The sequence below is a fragment of the Dictyobacter halimunensis genome (assembly GCF_036245075.1).
The window spans coordinates 5,248,700-5,266,089 of sequence record NZ_BSRI01000002.1 but is presented as its reverse complement, the minus strand read 5'-3'; the positions used below and the strand labels follow the sequence as shown (position 1 = coordinate 5,266,089).

The following is a 17,390-nucleotide window of genomic DNA, read 5'->3' as shown; positions in this document are numbered from 1 at the left end:
GCCGGTTAGCGTGCGCGCGTGAAGCGGGTCCCGTTGAACTGGCTCTTGAGAATTCCATATAACAGCGCATGATCCCTGCGCCCATCGACTATCTGCACACATGACACGGCCCGCGCAGCATCCAGGCAGGCATTGACCTTGGGCAGCATCCCCCCGGAGATTACGCCCTGTTCAATCAGAGCGTGGGCCTGCGGCGCGTCGAGCTCGGTGATCAGGGAGCCATCGGGCTGGCAGATGCCGGGGACGTTGCTCAAGAAGATGAGGCGATCCGCCTTGAGGGCGGCGGCGATATGCGACGCGGCAAGGTCCGCGTTGATGTTGAGGCACTGGCCGCGCTCATCCAGTCCGAGCGGCGCGACGATCGGTATGTAGCCCTCGTTACTGATGCGCTCAAGCAGGCTGACATCCACCGCGTCGACGGCCCCGACAAATCCCAGGCGCTCATCGGCGATGTGGGCGTGGATCATATGGTCATCCATGCCGGAGAGGCCAACCGCGCGCCCACCGAGCTGTTCCGTCATGGCGACGAGCTCCTGGTTGATCTGGCCGCACAGGACCATGCGCACCACCTTCAGTGTGCGGGCATCGGTCACGCGCAATCCTTGCTCAAACTGGACGGGGATCTGAAACTGCGTCAGGCACTCGTTAATGGAGGGGCCGCCACCATGCACCAGGACTACCTTGATGCCGCAGGTATGCAGCCGCACAATATCTCGCAATACCGCCCGTTCCGCCTCCAGTGTGCTGCCGCCCAGCTTCACCACCAGCAGCTGGTCCCTCAGCATCATTAGCTGATTCACCTCGCTTAATGGAACAGGGGACTCGTTCCACTCCAGGGTATCCGTTTCGTTGGCTACAAAAAGTGCAACCATTACTCTACCATTCTTTCTATGACAGGTAACATACATTGTCATTGTCACATACTGTTTAATAATGGGTTGATATCAACGCTTCTCCTGGAAGTATAGGTCGGAATAGATAAAAAAACTGTACGAAGAATTTTATTGAAGCTCAAAAGTTTCTCAACAAAGCAAGGAAGAGCTTGGGATCATGAGGTGAGGAAGAGGTAGATGGCCAGGAGGAGGCCGATGATGCTGGCAACAACGGTGAGCGTGATAGCCGAGCCAGCCATGGGGTGAAATTCGTTGCGGTCGATGTCGCGGCGCACGCGCAGGAAGTTGCGCAGGGCGGCGATGATGGTGATGATCCCCAGCATGGTGAGCGCGACGCCGATAAGCATCGAGTAATGCAGAGAAAACAGGGGAACGGGCTGGCTCTTGAAGCCCAGTTCACGCAGGAAGAGACCGAAGCGGGCCACGACAAAGCCGATGGTGATGGTGGCCAGCCCGGTGCGAATCCAGGCCAAAAAGGTGCGCTCGTTGGCCAGATGGTTGGTAACCTGCGTGCTGGTGCGCCGGCCCGCGTTGGGGGCGGTCTCCTTTGGTTCGTCTGGCTTTTCTAACATAATTCTTCATTCCAATTAAGCCGGGGTGAGCCCGGCACCTATGTATATATGGTTGGGGAACATCCGGCGAAACAGACGCGCCCGACGATGGTGGCGCGCCCGTTTTTGTTGTCGCGTTTGATCTATTCTTTGCGCACCAGGGTCCACCAGGCATAGATACCGGCGATCATGATAATGATACCGGCACATATATATAGTGCGTTAATGGCGTTCAAAGATGCACCACGACCCACATCCAGGTGCAGCGAGCGCAGCAGCGTGCTGCTCAGGTAGCCGCTGAGGAAGGTGGCCAGCAGCGAGCAGACGGTCATGACCGTGCCCCGGGCGGCGAAGATGCGCCCGACCAGCTTTTCGGGCGTGGCCTTAAGAATCAGGGGACCGGTGACGACGGCGGCGTGCATGTTGGAGACGTTGGCGATAAAGAAGCCGAGCAGGGCCAGCAGCGGATTGCTCTGCCAGCCGACAAAGAGGACGGCCGCTCCCGAGACCAGGGCTCCACAGGCGTAGATCCTGATCTCGCCAACCTTCGAGCCGTAGCGGCCGACCAGCCAGGTTCCCAGGATACCTCCGGCGGCCGGGATAGCGCAGAAGGGTCCGTAGAGGCTGGCGGGGACGTGCAGATTGCCGGTGACCAGGAACAGGCAGAGCGTGTTGACGATGCCCAGGCCGAAGAAGAAAACACCATCGGACAGCAGCAGTGGGAAGAGCAGGGCGCTATCACGAATGAAGCCGAGCCCGTCCCATAGCTCCCTGAAGAAGTGGCGCGGCTGCCTCTCCGGCATCCCTTCCGGCTGCGACGCGGGCAGCTGGATCTGCCGGATCATGCACCATGACCAGCCGAAGGTGACCACGTCAAAGACGATGGCCCAGCCGATGCCGAAGCTGGCATAGAGTACGCTGGCGATAGCGGGACCAAGCGTCCAGGCGAACATGCCGGTCCCCATGCTGAGGGCCGAGGCCCGCGTGCGCTGCTCCTCCGGCACAATCAGACCGAGCAGGGCCATGCTGGACGGATTGAAGAACTGGCTGCAGCAGCTGGCGCCCCCGACGATCACATACAGGATCGTCAGTTTGATGGGCAACGACAAGTTCAACGACATGGGCAACACACCGGAAACCAGCAGCAGAGAGCAAACGAGCAAGGCGCGCAGGGCGTCCATCACCAGCATCGTGCGCCGCTTCGGCCAGCGATCCACCAGCACACCGGCGAACGGGCTCAGCAGCAGCGACGGCAGCGCCACAGCCAGTCCGATCCCGCTCACGGCCAGCGGAGCCTGACCGCTATGACCCAGCAGATCAGCGACCCACAGCACCAGCACGGTATCAAAGATAGTATCCCCGATCAGCGAGACGCTCTGTCCCGACCACAAAAACGTGTAATTGCGATTGATCAAGCGCAGACGACGCCCATAGAGCGCCCGCAACTTTTGATAGCGATAAAGCATAGCTATTCCCTTCATATGCGCAGTAGCGTGGATGACATTCACAGGCAGCGGAGCACGCACAACGAAGGGAATCGTAGGTGCCGGGCTTGCCCCAGCTTTGAACGAGGGTCGCAAACGAGCAAGGCACCACAAAGAGTTGATGGTGTCCTCAACGAATGGTTGCGTGAAGATGATGATCCGGCCTTCGCTAGCGCGCTACAGGAGCGGCCGCGCCGGGAGGATGGGCGATGATGCCGACAACGATGGTCGTCTGCTGCATCAATAATGTATATTTCGACAAAATATCTGTCCTTATCGTCTGATATAAATGTGTTATATATGACGATAACACATCAATTACCTTTATGTCAACGAAACAAAATATATATTGATCGCGCAACACCCATCGTAGGTGCCGGGCTTGCCCCGGCTTGGAGCCGTCAGGCGACCCCGTTCCCGGCCGGTTCGGCTCATTCACCTCCAACCATCTCGACGCGAGGTGCCGTGTCGGAGGGAACGCTCGTGATCGGGGGCGGGGCCGCTTCGCTCCAAGCCGGGGCAAGCCCGGCACCTACGATGAACGTTTTCGATTTGGGGGGACGCTTTCGAGATGGGAAGGACGGAGCGGGTACGCGCGGGGCACACCCGCTCATGATATGGATGAGCTGCTGCGATTAATAATATTGTTCGATGCGTGAATGGGTTTCGCGCAGCTCAGCTTCGTTTTTTTCCAGCTCGGCCTCGATGGCGTCGAGCTGCTGCTTCATGCTCTGCAGCTGGGATTCGTGCTCTTTGGCGGCCTGCAGTTGGGACTGGGAGTCCTGCAGACGTTGCTTGGCGTTCTCCAGGCGCTGCTGCAGCTGGCGCAGCCTCTCTTCGCGCTGGGCGGCAGGATTGGTGGACGTCGTGGTGGTCTGATCCGCCGGGCTCGTGGTGGCGTCCTGCTGGGCCTGCTGCTGGCTGGCGATCTCGGGAGCCGAGGTTGTGTTCAGGGGTGCCTGCTGCCGATCAAGGGGAGCATTTTCCGTCGTGGACGCGGCTGTCTGGTACTGCTGCTGATCGGCCTCGTTGACCTGCGGCTGGTCGGCGCTGAGGTCTGGCTGGGTAGCCTGCCCCTGATCGGCGCTGAGATCTGGCTCGGTGTTGTACCTGGAGGACGGGGTTGAGACCTCGCCGTTGTGCGTCGCGGGATTCTGATAGGCGGCATTTTCGAATGTGTCCGCGGGCTGCGCGTCCAGGGGAGCTTGCTCATGGGACGGTGTGCCGGGCGCTTCGTCATACGTAACGGTCGTCGGGTACTCGCGATTCTCGGCATCGGCTGCCGAGGTTGGGGCTGCATTCTGGGCGTCCGCCGCGTATTCGCGGTATGGCCCGGGCTGAACGTCACTACCGACCGGCTGTGTCGTCTCATCGTTATTGTAGTCCTGGTGGTCGGCGGCGTTGTAATTTTGATGGTCGGCGGTGTTGTAGTCATCAGAAGCGCTGGCATCGGTCGCGGGGGGCCGGTAGTCCTGCGCGGCCTGGTCCTGGTGATTGGGCGCGTTCAGGTGCTCATCGCTGACGGCCGGCTCGTGTATGGGTGTATTATCCTCCGGCAGATTCTGCTGGTGATCGACCACGCTCTCCGGCTCGATGTTGTCCGGAAGATTCTGCTGATCGGCAGCACCGGAGGGAACTACGGCGCTATTCTGTTCAGTATAGTCAGCATTGTCATTATTGTCGTTATACGTATTGCTGTCGTCGTACGTGGCGTTGTGATCGTTATATGCGGCATCGTTGTTATTATATGTGCTGCCATCATTGTAGAGGGCGTTACCATTATAGTTATTGTTGTTGTCGCTGGCGTAATCATGTGCCGCTGCCTGCTCGTTTGGGACAGCCTCATGGCGCGGGTTGGTCTCCTCGTTCAGCGGCTGGTCGCGCTCGGAGTCATCTCCCCAGGTCGAGGAGGTCTGCGGCTGCTGCGCGTAGCCTTCAGGATGCTGCGTGTAGGGAGACATCTGATGCTGATAGTCGGTTGACTGCTGCGCGTAGGCCGCCGAAGGATTGTTGACGTCGGTCTGCGGCTGCGCGTAGCCGGCATCCTCGTTCATGCCCCCCGCTTCCCGCAGGGTGTTGTGGATGCCATAGGCGCCAAACTGATGGAAGATGTTCATGGCCTCTTGCTCATTATCGAGGGCCTGAACGGCCATGACGATATTGCCGTTATCATATTCGTTGGCATAGTAGCGCGCCTGCTCGCTCGTCAGGCCCATGCCGGTCAGGTCGTTAGCCAGGTCGCCCGAGCCGGACGCGCCGGAACCGGTAAACAGGCTCTTGAGATCATTCAGAAAGCCGCCGGAGGTGTTATCAGGAACAGAATAGCGAATCTGGTCCTGCGCAAAGCCAGCCCGGTACAGGGCCTCGATCGCCTGCTCAAGCACCGATCGGTCCCGGAAGACGCCTACTACCGTAGGAGATGGTGTTACTGACATAGTGCTGCTGCTCCTTCGATGAATCCTTATTAGATAAATTTCCTCAATTTTCGGCCTTTGACGTCATCATTTAACGTCTCTGTCATTTGTATATCTCTACTCTACTCACGAGCTTAACCATAAATTAGATGCACTATAATCAATCCAGAATGCGTCAATCCTCAGATGATAGAAATTGGTCAATTTTCGCGTGTAATTACGTGCCTCTTTGGCGACAAAGAAGTAAACACATATGCTACACTAGCTGATCAGGAGACGATGGCTGATGGAGAAGTTTGAAGATATGCTGCAGGATGTAGAGACTGTGCTGGCAACAGAGCGGCCACGGCTGCTGCGTCTGTGCACGCGGATCACGGGGAACGCGCTGGTGGCCGAGGATATGGTGCAGGAGACGCTGCTGGAGGCGTGGCGGCACCTGGATGATCTGCGGGAGCCGGAGAAGTTCGCGCAGTGGCTGAGCGGGATCGCGCGCAATGTGTGCTTGCGCTGGCTGAGCCGGCAGGCGCGTGAGACGGCCCAATCGCTGGAGCTGCCGCTGCGGCACGAGGAGGGCATGACCTCGCTGGCCGAGACGCTGACAGCGGACTTCGATGTCGAGGTCGAGATGGAGCGCCAGGAGATGGCGGAACTGCTGGACCGGGCGCTGGACCTGCTGCCCACGGAGACCCGCACGACACTGCTGGAGCGCTACGTGCGCGAGTCGTCGCTGTCGGAGATCGCCACGCTGCTGGGCATGAACGTCAACACGGTCTCGATGCGCTTGCAGCGCGGCCGGCTGGCGCTGCGCAAGGTGCTGGCTACTGAGCTGCAGCTGGAATCCGAGAACTACACGCCGGTCGAGGATGATAGCTGGGAACACACCTCGCTCTGGTGCCATCTGTGTGGACAGCATCGCCTGCTGGGAAAGTTCAAGCCTGAACAGCTGGAGCTGCACCTGAAGTGCCCCGGCTGCTGTCCCGAGGCGGGCGACTTCATCTCTACCAATAGTGGATTAACGCTGCTCGGAGGGGTCAAAGGCTACAAGCCAGCCATGACGCGGATGGGCAACTGGGTCAATTATTACTATCGCACGGCGCTGAATACCGGCTCGGTCCCCTGCTGCTCGTGCGGACGCCCGGTGATGCTGCGCTTCGGCATGCCGGACAACGCCTCCAGCTGGATGCATCGGCGCGAGACGCCGATCGTCAATCTTTTCTGTGATCACTGCGAGTCGCGTTGCTATAGCTCGCTGGAACACCTGGCACTCTCACTGCCAGAACTCAATCAGTTCCGCCGCCAGCATCCGCGCGTCCGCATGCTGCCCCCACGCTTCATCGAGGCGCAGGGGGGGCGTGCCCTGGTCTCCAGCTATGAGAGCGTCACCAGCTCGGCGCGCGTTGAGGTCGTGACCTCGCTGGAAAACTTCCAGACCCTGCAGATCGGAGGGCAGGTATGAACAGCAGTCAGCAAACGCCGGAACTGCTCCAGACGCCCACTCCGGTCATAGAGAAGAGGCAGCTACCGATCGTGGCACTCTTCATCGCCAACGTCTGCTCGTTTGTAGGGGACGTATTGATGAACCTGTCCATCCCCTGGCTGGTCCTGCAGACCACAGGGAGCGCCGCCCAGGCGGGCATCACCGCCTTCTCAGCGACGCTGGCTATCGTGATCTCGTCGTTCTTCGGCAGCCTGCTAATGGATCGCCTGGGTTATAAGCGCACCAGCGTCGGCGCCGACATCGCCAGCGGCATCGCGGTCGTCCTGATTCCGCTGTGCTATATGACCATTGGCCTGTCGTTCTGGGAGCTGCAGGTGCTGGTCTTTCTGGCCGGCCTGTTGCAGACGCCCGGCACCGAGGCCCGCTACGCCATGCTGCCCGATCTGATCAAGCTGTCACAGATGCCGTCTGAGCGCGCCAACTCGCTCTACGACGGCGTGCGCCGCGTGGCCGGCTTCTTCGGCGCGCCCCTGGCCGGCGTGCTGATCATCGCGATCGGCACCGCCAACCTGCTGTGGGTCGATGGCGCCACCTTCTTCTTCTCGGCCATCCTGCTGGCCTGGGCGGTCCCACACACACCGCCGGTGCGCAAAGCCGGTGAGAAGAAGGAGGGGAGCTACATCGGGGAGCTCAAGGAGGGGCTGGTCTTCGTACGCCGCTCCCCAGTCATGTTGTCCATTGTTATCGTTGTCATGATTACCAACCTGCTGGACCAGGGGCTGGCCGGTGTCATCCAGCCGGTCTACGTCAGGCAGATCTTCGGCAACCCGCTGGCCCTGGGTGAGTTGGTGGCGGCCTTCGGCGGGGCCGCCTTCGTGAGCACTATGCTCTTCGCCTGGATCGGCCACCGCCTGCCGCGCAGCCGCACTCTAGGGCTCTGTTTTACGCTCTCGACTATCCTACGCTTCCTGCCGCTGGCCCTGGCCCTGCCACTGCCGATCCTGATCACAGCGTATATCGCCGCCGGACTGCTGATCGGCCCTATCAATCCCATCTTATCTGGCGCTGAACAAGAGCTGGTGCCCGTCGAGATGCGCGCCCGCGTCTTCGGCGCCCTGGCCGCTGGCGTCACATGCGGCATGCCGCTCGGTGGCCTCGTCGCCGGATTCTTCGTCCAATGGAGCGGCGTCATCCCGGCCATCATCGCATTTGGCATCACCTACCTCGCCTGCACCATATCTCTGTTGGTCAATCCCGCCCTCAAAGCCATCGACAAACAACCCGAAACGCCCCCCCAACGTGAACCGCCCCTTGAAAAGGGAACACAATCGTAGGGTCGACCTTCAACGGTCGACCGGGCCGCGAGCGCCAGCGACGGCGGCCCACGTACCCCCACGATACCGCTTCCCATGGCATCCACGATGGGAAACGTGGTTCCCCGAGGGGAACGTTCCGCACACGAACCTTTAAGCGAACGTTCCTGGCCGGGTACCACGTGGGGCGAGATGTTATCCACGAGAAGCCGAACCGGCCGGGTACGTGGCCCGCAATCGCTGGCGCTCGCGGGCCGGTCGACCGTTGAAGGTCGACCCTACACGGCGGTTCACGTTGGGGGGACGTTCCATATACGGGGGCGGTTCGGGTTTGGAGGGAGGGGACATTTTCCCTCCCTCTCTCGGATATATGTCAATCGAGGTATTGGTAGGCGGCCGAGGTCAGGAAGTCGGTGAACTCGGTGGCGGTGACGAGGTTGTCGAGGATGGCGCCAGCGGTGACGAGGCGGCGGATGGCGTACTGGTTGGTGCCCATTGTCTCGCGGAGCGTCTGCGTCTCTTCGGCCAGTAGCTGGCGGAACATGCCACGGGTGACCTTGCGGCCGTCGTCGAGCACGCCATCGGGATGGTGGACCCACTGCCAGAGCTGGGCGCGCGAGATCTCGACGGTGGCTGCATCCTCCATCAGCCCGTTGATGGGGACGCAGCCGTTGCCACGCAGCCACGCTTCCAGATACTGCAGGCTGACGCTGATGTTGGTGCGCAGCCCCCGCTCGGTAATGCGGCCGTCGGGGATCTGTAGCAGGTTGGTGGCGGTCACATACACGTCCTCGCGCTTGCGCTCGATCTGGTGGGGACCGCCCATGATGGCGTCGAACTCTTTGCGGGCGAGGTCGACCAGGCCGGGATGGGCCACCCAGGTGCCGTCGTGTCCGTCGACGGCTTCGCGCCGCTTGTCGGCCTGGACGCGGGCCATGGCCTCGGCGTTGGCCTGCACGTCGCGCTTGTTAGGGATCTGCGCCGCCATGCCGCCGATAGCGTGGGCGTGGCGGTGATGGCAGGTCTTGATGGTCAGCAACGAGTAGGCGCGCATAAAGGGGGTGCGCATCGTCACGCAGGCGCGATCCGGCAGGATAAAGTCGGGCACGTGGCGAAACTTCTTGATGGCGCTGAAGATGTAGTCCCAGCGTCCGCAGTTGAGTCCCGCCGAGTGCTCGCGCAGCTCGTAGAGGATCTCATCCATCTCGAAGGCGGCCAGGATGGTCTCGATCAGCACGGTGGCCTTGATGGTACCCTGCGGAATCCCCAGCAGTTGCTGGGCGAGGCAGAAGACGTCGTTCCACAGCCGCGCCTCCAGGTGACTCTCCAGCTTGGGCAGGTAGAAGTAGGGGGCGCTACCGTTGGCCAGCAGCTGGCGGGCGTTGTGGTAGAAGTAGAGGCCGAAGTCAAACAGGCTGGCCGAGATGGGCTGACCGCCGATCAACACGTGCTTATCCTCCAGGTGCCAGCCGCGCGGCCGCACGAAGAGGACCGCCGGCTCCTCGTTCAGGCTGTAGTGCTTGCCGGTGGCGGGATCATCGTAGCTGATGGTGCGGCGCACCGCGTCAAAGAGATTGATCTGCCCCTGAATGGTGCCGTGCCAGGTCGGCGAATGCGAGTCCTCGAAGTCCGCCATGAAGACCTGCGCGCCCGAATTGAGGGCGTTGATAATCATCTTGCGCTCAACCGGACCCGTGATCTCGACACGCCGGTCCCACAGCTCGCTAGGGATGGGCGCGATGATCCATTCGCGGTTGCGAATGTGCGCGGTCTCAGGCAGGAAGTCGGGGAACTGGCCGGCGTCCAGCTCCGCCTGCCGCCGCGCGCGCCGCTGCAGCAGACGCTGGCGTTCAGGTTCAAAGGTCGAAGAGAGCAGCGCGATAAAGTCCAGCGCACCCGGCGTAAGGATCTGCTCATACGCCGCCGTCATCGTGCCCTGAATCGTCACCGGAATCTCCGGCGCCGTTACACCCCATCGTGCAGTTTGTACGCTTGCCTGTTCATCGATCATAGCCTGTGCATCCTTTCAGAAGTTCATCAATCTCTCTGCGTGGTTGGTTGCTTAGAATTGCGCGGCCTCGGTGGATTCTGCCATGGCCGTGGTCGAGGACTGGCCGGCGGCGATCACCTGCGTCACCTCGTCGAAGTAGCCGGTGCCGACCTCGCGCTGGTGCCGCGTAGCGGTATAACCCTGTTCCTCCAGTCCAAACTCGGCCTGCTGCAAGGCGGAATAGGCGGTCATCCCCTGCTCCGAGTACTCGCGGGCCAGCTTGAACATGCTGTAGTTGAGGGCGTGGAAGCCGGCCAGCGTAATAAACTGGAACCTGTAGCCCATCTCGCCCAGCTGCTGCTGGAAGGTGCGAATGGTGGCCTCATCCAGCTTCTGACGCCAGTTGAAGGAGGGGGAGCAGTTATAGGCCAGCAGCTTGCCGGGGAAGCGCTCGTGGATCGCGTCGGCGAAGCGCCACGCCTCCTGCAGATTGGGCTCGGAGGTCTCGCACCAGATCAGGTCGCAGTAGGGCGCGTAGGCCAGGCCGCGCGCGATGGCGGTCTCAAGTCCCGAACGCATGCGATAGAAGCCCTCGGGCGTGCGCTCACCGGTCAGGAACGGCTGATCAGCCGGATCGACGTCGGAGGTAATCAGTTTGGCCCCATTTGCATCAGTGCGGGCAATCAAAATGGTGGGAACGCCCATGATATCGGCGGCCAGCCGCGCCGAGGTCAGGTGCTTGATGGCGCTCTGCGTCGGGATCAGGACCTTGCCGCCCATGTGACCGCACTTCTTCTCGGAGGCCAGCTGGTCCTCGAAGTGTACGCCGGCCGCTCCAGCCTCGATCATAGCCTTGGTCATCTCAAACACGTTCAAGGGACCACCGAATCCCGCCTCGCCGTCGGCCACGATCGGCGCGAACCAGTCGATCTCGCCGCTGTGACCCTCGCTATGCTGGATCTGGTCGGCCCGCTGCAGCGCCTGATTGATCTTGCGCACCACCATCGGCACGCTATTGGCCGGATACAGGCTCTGATCGGGATACATCTGGCCCGCCTGGTTGGCGTCGGCCGCCACCTGCCAGCCACTGAGGTAGATAGCCTTCAATCCCGCCTTGACCTGCTGCACCGCCTGATTGCCGGTCAGCGCACCCAGCGCCGCCACGTATGGCTCGGACTTCAATAAGGACCATAGACGCTCGGCGCCACGGCGCGCCAGCGTGTACTCGATATGAAGCGAACCGCGCAACCGCAGTACATCCTCCGCGCTATACGGACGCTTCACACCCTGCCAACGTTCATCGCTCTCCCACTCCATCGAAAGATTGTCTACCTGATGACCGTTCATGTTGTTCTCCTTATTCTTTCTCGCGCAAAGCCGGGGCAAGCCCGGTTGAGGATGCTCCCAGCATCCTCGCCTACGACTGTTCCCTAAAGCAAGGATACCATTAAGATTTACCGGAAATCTACACTTAAGCTTTCAAATTCGTGAGGAATTTGATAACCTTTTAGTTATGTCAAGCTGCTATAACCACAGCCTTATAGGTCCTCCACGCTCCTGGCAGGCCGACTTAAAGAGGCTTACAAGCAGCCACAGCGGCATGATGAGGAAGAAAAAAGTGGCCCGTAAACGAGTCCATTGCGGCGGAATTAGTGCTCAATGGATCTTGACAGTGATGAGAAAACCGTTTATATGCTATATAACAATATGCTTATCAAGTTTACGCTGGAGGTTGCGACGATGCATCAACTGAACTTGCACCGTCTGGCGACGTTTCAGGTGGTGGCGAAGCATTGCAGTTATAGTCGTGCCGCCGACGAACTACATTTTAGCCAGCCAGCTGTCTCGGCCCAGATACGCCTGCTTGAAGATTCCCTGGGAGTGCGGCTCTTCGACAAGATCGGGCATAGAACCCACCTGACGCCCGCCGGAGAGGAGCTCTACCGCTATAGTGAGAAGATCTTCGCCTTGATCGATGAGACGATCGAGACGATGGATACGCTGCGCAATCCTCACTATGGCCACCTGCGTGTGGGCGCCGACACGACCGTGGGGACGTACGTGGTGCCGCGCGTGCTGGGCAAGTTCCGCCAGCTCTATCCCAACGTCGAGATTACGCTGGAGGTGGTCAATCGTGGCTACCTGGTCGATGACCTGAGCCAGAACCGCGTGGACATGGTGATTATGGGCAAAATCCCGACCGAGATCCCGGCCTTTGTGGCGCCCTTTGCCCCCAACGAGTTGGTGTTGATCGCACCGCCCACGCACCGCCTGGCCGGCTGCAAGCGCATTCCCTTCTCCGAGCTGGCGCGCGAACACTTCCTGCTGCGCGAGATCGGCTCGGGCACGCGCAACGCCCTTGAGCAGGCCTTCCAGAACGCCGGCTATCCCCTGCTGGTCAGCATGCAGATGGGGAACAACAGCGCCATCAAGCAGAGCGTGGCCGCCGGCCTGGGCATCGCCCTCATCTCGCGCGTCGCCATCGACATCGAGCTGGAGACGAACCGCCTCGTCATCCTCGACGCCGAAGGCTTCCCCATCACCCTGCAGTGGCGCCTCGTGCACCTCAAGGACAAGAACCTGTCGGCCACGGCCCGCGCCTTCAAAAACTTCCTGCTCCAAAACAGCGAGATCCCGCAAACCCTGATCTCGTAACGTGGACGGGGGCCGCTTCGCGGCGGGCGACCCTTGAGGTCAATACCTTCAGCTTAAGATCGTGCAAAACGAGCAAATACCACAGTACGTGCGAGGCTCGCCCCCGCTTGCTTGCTCGTCGCTCGAAAAAGCAACAAACAAAATGAGATGCATCGCGTGCAACCGTTCCTGGTCGCTTTGAAGGAGCATTTCCTTTTGGGATGCAATCAAGCGGGGGCAAGCCCCGCACGTACTGCGGTCGTGTCTATTTTCACCTGCGCTAAAATTGAACGTATTAGCCCTCAAGGTCCGCCCGCCGCAAAGCGGCCCCGTCCCCGGCCCGTTCGGCTCCCCATCGCATCCATCTCCCAGCGTGAGCACGGATGTATAATATATATCAAAAGGCACAATGGAGGTGTTATGGATCAACAGCAGCAACCGGCAGCTCTTGGTGATATGGACCCGGAAGCGTTTCGTCATTATGGCTATAAGATGGTCGATTGGATCGCGGATTACCTGGCCAACGGGAAAGAGTATCCAGTGCTGGCGCGGGTGAAACCGGGTGAGATTCGTGGGGCGTTACCGATCCGTCCGCCGGAGGAACCGGAGACGATGGAGGCCATTATGGCCGATGTTGACCGGGTGCTGATGCCAGGCATTACGCATTGGAATGCGCCCGGCTTTCTGGCCTATTTCGCCAACACGGGCTCGGGACCCGGCATCCTGGGCGAGATGCTGGCCAGCGGACTCAATGTGAACGCCATGCTCTGGCTTACCTCGCCGGCCGCGACCGAGTTGGAGCAGGTGACGCTGGATTGGCTGCGACAGGCTCTAGGTCTGCCGGCGCCGCTGTTCGGCGTGATCAACGATACGGCCTCCAGCAGTACGCTCTACGCGCTGGCCGCCGCCCGCGAGGCCCTCACCGACCTGGCGATCCGCCAGAAGGGATTGGCCGGACGCGCTGACGTGCCCCGGCTGCGGATATATGCATCGCAGGAGGCGCATTCGGCAACCGACAAGGCGGCGATGACGCTGGGCATCGGGCAGGAAGGGGTATGCAAGATTGCGACCGATGGCGAGTTGCGCATGGATGCAGCACAACTAGAACAGGCCATCCAGCGCGATCGCGAGGAGGGTTGGCGGCCCTGCGCGGTCGTAGCAACGGTCGGCACGACCTCGACCAGCAGCATCGATCCGGTACCACAGATCGCCGACATCTGCGAGAAATATGGCCTCTGGCTGCACGTCGACGCGGCCTATGGTGGCTCCGCCGCCATCGCTCCAGAGATGCGCCGGGTCCTTGACGGCTGTGAGCGAGCCGACTCTCTGGTCATCAATCCGCACAAGTGGCTCTTCACCCCCATGGATTGCAGCGTGCTCTACACGCGCAAGCCCAAGGTCCTCAAGGCGGCGTTTAGCCTGGTTCCCGAGTTTCTACGCACCGCACAGGACCAGGACGATGAGGTCCCCAACCTGATGGACTATGGCACCTCACTGGGACGCCGCTTCCGCTCGCTCAAGCTGTGGATGATCATGCGCTACTTCGGGCAGGAGGGACTGGCGGCTCGCATTCGCGAGCACTGCCGCATGGCCCAATGGCTGGCCCAGCAAATCAACGCCACACCTGGCTACGAGCTGATGGCCCCCGTCCACTTCAGCCTCGTCTGCTTCCGCCTTCACCCCCAGGGTATGGATGACGAGCAACAACTGGATGAGCTAAACGAAGACATCATGAACCGCATCAATGCCAGCGGACGCTTCTTCCTCTCGCACACCAGGGTAAACGACAGATACACGATCCGTGTCGCCATCGGCAACATCCGCACGATGGAACACGATATCCACGCCCTCTGGGATATGGTACAATCCCCCTCGTAGGTTCGGGGCTTGCGCCTAATACTTTCAACGTAAGGAAATACAGAAATAGAAAGAGAAGCAGTACGTGCGGGGCTTGCCCCCGCTTGATTGCATCCCAAGAAGAAAAGCATCTTCAAAGCGACCAGGAACGGCTGCATGCGATGCATCGCATTCTTCTTGCTGCTTTTTCGAGCGGCGAGCAAACAAGCGGGGGCAAGCCCCGCACGTACTGCGGTCTTTTCTCGTTTTGCACGATCTTAAGCTGAAGGTATTGGGGCTTGCGCCCGATTTCCCCTCGGGGCACGATCACGTCCGTCGAATACGAGGGATGACGCAAGTGAACATTCCATGTACAAGATGCGTGATCGGGTGGGGAAGAAAAATCGGGCGCAAGGCCCGAACCTACGAGAGGCGTTGACGTACGTGCAGGGGGAAATCGGGCGCGGGGTCCGAACATATGGAGGAATTCGATGGAACAGAAAGAGCGATGGGGGCAGGCGAAGGTGGCGTTGGAGGGGCTGGCGGTCGGGGATGCCTTTGGAGAGTTGTTTTTCAGGCAGCGCGATGAGGTGCCGGCACGCCTGGCGCAGCGGCGGGTGCTGGCGGCGCCGTGGCCCTATACGGATGATACGCAGACGGCGCTGTCGATCGTGTCGATCCTGCTCCGCTATGGCTCGATTCGGCAGGATGAGCTGGCGGCGAGCTTCGCCGAGCACTACGAGGGATCGCGCGGCTATGGTCCGTCGATGCACTACCTGCTGCGCGCGATCCGCGCCGGTGCGCCGTGGCGCGAGGCGGCCGCGCAGCAATTCGCGGGCCAGGGCTCGTTCGGCAACGGCGGGGCCATGCGCATCGCACCGCTCGGCGCCTACTTCGCCGACGATCTACCGCTCGTGTGCGAGCAGGCAGAACTGGCGACCAGCGTCACCCACACGCATCCCGAGGCGATCGCCGGGGCCATCGCGGTGGCGGTGGCGACCGCCTGTGCCTGGCAGCTGCGCCAGTCGGGACAGATGCCCACGCGAGCCGAATTCCTGGCGATGATCCTGCCATACATTCCCAGCAGCGAGGTGCGGCGCAAGGTACGCTGGGCCCGCAACTTCTCCGAGCGCACATCGTTGGAGGCCGTGGTCGGCCAGCTCGGCAACGGCAGCAACATCTCGTCCCAGGACACGGTGCCGTTCGTGCTGTGGTGCGCCGGCGAGCGGCTCAACAGCTATGAAGAGGCTCTCTGGCTTACGGCCAGCGCCCTCGGCGACGTGGATACGACCTGCGCCATGGTCGGCGGCATCGTCGCCACCTACACGGGTCCGCAGGCCATCCCAGCCAGCTGGCGGGCGGCCCGTGAACCGCTGCCCGACTGGTACCTGGAAGAGATATGATTACGACAGGCCCGTGCTCAATACCTACCCATCCGTTTCATCAGGCAGCGAACGATGCCGGATTTAACTTGCGCCTGACCCTCTACTGGCATAAAGCCCGCCGCCAGGACGTGCGCGGGCTTTTGTGCTATCATAAGATGTGCTTATTCAACAGGATAAACATGGGAGAAATGTTGTAGCGCCTGCTCTTCGGTGTTCGCTCTGCCAGTATCCCAGGGCGGAGGACATGCCATTTTTGTCACCCATGATTATAAGAAAGCACAATACCCGAGGAAAGGTATATTAGTTATGGCACGTATAGATGGTGTTAATCCTGAGGAAGTGGATAACTACACTCAAAAAATTCTGGAGTCTCAAGCAAAGACCTGGGGCGCGCCTCTGCTCAATCACCTGGTCTACGCGCGGCGGCCCTCGATTTTTCGCGGGGTGCGCGCGATGTGGACAGGACTGGGGACATCGGGGCTGATCGATGAGAAGCTGCAAGCCCTGGTCAATCGGCGCGTGGCCTCAATTAATGGCTGCGAGTTCTGACAGGATATCAATGCTGCCGTGGGCAGTAACCTGGGCCTCTCCGATGAGAAAATTCTTGCACTGGCTGATTATGCCACCAGCCCGCTCTATAGCGAGGTCGAGCGCGTCACCCTGGAGTACGCCGATAGCATGACCATCACAGGTCGCGAAGTCAGCGACGAATTCTTTGCGCGCCTGCGCGAGTTCTATAACGACGATGAGCTGGTTGAGCTGACCGAGATTATCGCGTGGGAAAACGCGTCGAGCAAGTTTAATCGCGCTCTGCGTATTCCCTCGCAAGGACTCTGGAAACGCCAGGGCAATCAATAAATACCATGACCAGATGCTCTCTCATTCTCAGAGAGAGCATCTGGTCATTTTCTCAGAGAAGATCAGATCGGAATTGAGGCTTTCTTCACCACCGCCAGAAGCTGAACTCATTCGAAAGAGTAGTCGAGCGTGAACACGGCTCCGCTGGCGTCGTGCTGGAAGGCGCAGCTGCCGCGCAGGCCCTGCAAGGCACCAGTACCCGAGCCGGGCACGACGTAGCCAAAGGAGAAATCGGGCTGACCCTTGACCAGCGCCCCGCCGTGCTGGATCACGAAGGTTCCCATGCGCCCCTCGATGCTGCCGCTTACGCGCTCGCTCGCCACATAACCGGCCGAGTTGCCCTCGCCCTGGCACATCAACAGCTCGGCGCTACTCTCGGCCTCGATCGGGCCGCGAAAGCTCTTCTTCACAGCGATGCGCAGGAGCTTCGCCCCCTGCTCCGGCTCCTCATATGGCGTCTCCTGCCATGAAAGAACCTGGAACTCGGCCTTGATCTGTGTACCCATCGTATCTACCTTCTTTCTGATCATTGAGATCCTGATATATCGCATTGATAGGACCAGCTTACCAGCAATTCAGGACATTTTAGGACCT

At 60.4% G+C, this 17,390-nt stretch carries 14 protein-coding genes; 6 read left to right on the top strand and 8 right to left on the bottom strand.

Features of this window, described 5'->3' with window-relative positions:
- Window positions 1-5: 5 nt before the first annotated feature.
- The 4 genes from argB to AABA21_RS35840 all read right to left on the bottom strand — a co-directional run bounded on the left by argB (window position 6) and on the right by AABA21_RS35840 (window position 5,363).
- On the bottom strand, window positions 6-872 hold the full coding sequence (gene argB, locus AABA21_RS35855; protein WP_338257616.1) for an acetylglutamate kinase: 867 nt from the start codon (window positions 870-872) through the stop codon (window positions 6-8).
- Between the two features lie 176 nt (window positions 873-1,048).
- Window positions 1,049-1,465 (bottom strand): YidH family protein, encoded by a 417-nt coding sequence (locus tag AABA21_RS35850; RefSeq protein WP_338257615.1) that lies wholly within the window; start codon window positions 1,463-1,465, stop codon window positions 1,049-1,051.
- 122 nt (window positions 1,466-1,587) lie between these two features.
- Window positions 1,588-2,910, bottom strand: coding sequence for an MFS transporter (locus tag AABA21_RS35845; protein ID WP_338257614.1), 1,323 nt, complete (start codon window positions 2,908-2,910; stop codon window positions 1,588-1,590).
- Window positions 2,911-3,563: 653 nt separating this feature from the next.
- Window positions 3,564-5,363, bottom strand: a complete 1,800-nt coding sequence (locus AABA21_RS35840; RefSeq protein ID WP_338257612.1) for a hypothetical protein — start codon at window positions 5,361-5,363, stop codon at window positions 3,564-3,566.
- Between the two features lie 265 nt (window positions 5,364-5,628).
- On the opposite strand from AABA21_RS35840, the gene AABA21_RS35835 reads away from it, so the two are divergent.
- Both AABA21_RS35835 and AABA21_RS35830 read left to right on the top strand, forming a co-directional pair.
- Entirely contained in the window at window positions 5,629-6,798 is a 1,170-nt protein-coding gene (locus tag AABA21_RS35835; protein WP_338257611.1) for an RNA polymerase sigma factor, read from the top strand.
- Entirely contained in the window at window positions 6,795-8,114 is a 1,320-nt protein-coding gene (locus AABA21_RS35830; protein ID WP_338257610.1) for an MFS transporter, read from the top strand. Before AABA21_RS35835 ends, AABA21_RS35830 begins: the two co-directional genes overlap by 4 nt.
- A 174-nt stretch (window positions 8,115-8,288) precedes the next feature.
- On the opposite strand, the gene AABA21_RS35825 is transcribed toward AABA21_RS35830, so the two are convergent.
- From AABA21_RS35825 to aceA, 3 genes are read right to left on the bottom strand one after another with little or no spacing between them, the layout of a single operon-like run.
- Window positions 8,289-8,441: a hypothetical protein gene (locus tag AABA21_RS35825; protein ID WP_338257609.1), complete on the bottom strand. Its 153-nt coding sequence runs from the start codon at window positions 8,439-8,441 to the stop codon at window positions 8,289-8,291.
- Between the two features lie 25 nt (window positions 8,442-8,466).
- The gene (aceB, locus tag AABA21_RS35820; RefSeq protein WP_338257608.1) at window positions 8,467-10,104 is read right to left on the bottom strand and encodes a malate synthase A; all 1,638 of its coding nucleotides are present in this window, start codon (window positions 10,102-10,104) and stop codon (window positions 8,467-8,469) included.
- Window positions 10,105-10,155: 51 nt separating this feature from the next.
- Window positions 10,156-11,430 carry an isocitrate lyase gene (aceA, locus tag AABA21_RS35815; protein WP_338257607.1) on the bottom strand — a complete coding sequence of 425 codons (1,275 nt, stop codon included), beginning with the start codon at window positions 11,428-11,430 and terminating at the stop codon, window positions 10,156-10,158.
- Between the two features lie 345 nt (window positions 11,431-11,775).
- Here aceA and AABA21_RS35810 point away from each other — a divergent pair, with 345 nt between their 5' ends.
- From AABA21_RS35810 to AABA21_RS39660, 4 genes are all read left to right on the top strand, one after another.
- Window positions 11,776-12,738, top strand: a complete 963-nt coding sequence (locus AABA21_RS35810) for a LysR family transcriptional regulator (RefSeq protein WP_338257606.1) — start codon at window positions 11,776-11,778, stop codon at window positions 12,736-12,738.
- A gap of 399 nt (window positions 12,739-13,137) precedes the next feature.
- Window positions 13,138-14,595, top strand: a complete 1,458-nt coding sequence (locus tag AABA21_RS35805; protein WP_338257605.1) for a pyridoxal phosphate-dependent decarboxylase family protein — start codon at window positions 13,138-13,140, stop codon at window positions 14,593-14,595.
- A gap of 449 nt (window positions 14,596-15,044) precedes the next feature.
- The gene (locus tag AABA21_RS35800) at window positions 15,045-15,956 is read left to right on the top strand and encodes an ADP-ribosylglycohydrolase family protein (protein WP_338257604.1); all 912 of its coding nucleotides are present in this window, start codon (window positions 15,045-15,047) and stop codon (window positions 15,954-15,956) included.
- 288 nt (window positions 15,957-16,244) lie between these two features.
- The gene (locus AABA21_RS39660) at window positions 16,245-16,796 is read left to right on the top strand and encodes a YciW-related (seleno)protein (RefSeq protein WP_463674443.1); all 552 of its coding nucleotides are present in this window, start codon (window positions 16,245-16,247) and stop codon (window positions 16,794-16,796) included.
- A gap of 107 nt (window positions 16,797-16,903) precedes the next feature.
- Here AABA21_RS39660 and AABA21_RS35785 read toward each other — a convergent pair whose 3' ends face one another.
- The gene (locus tag AABA21_RS35785) at window positions 16,904-17,347 is read right to left on the bottom strand and encodes a DUF3224 domain-containing protein (RefSeq protein ID WP_338257601.1); all 444 of its coding nucleotides are present in this window, start codon (window positions 17,345-17,347) and stop codon (window positions 16,904-16,906) included.
- Window positions 17,348-17,390 lie beyond the last annotated feature (43 nt).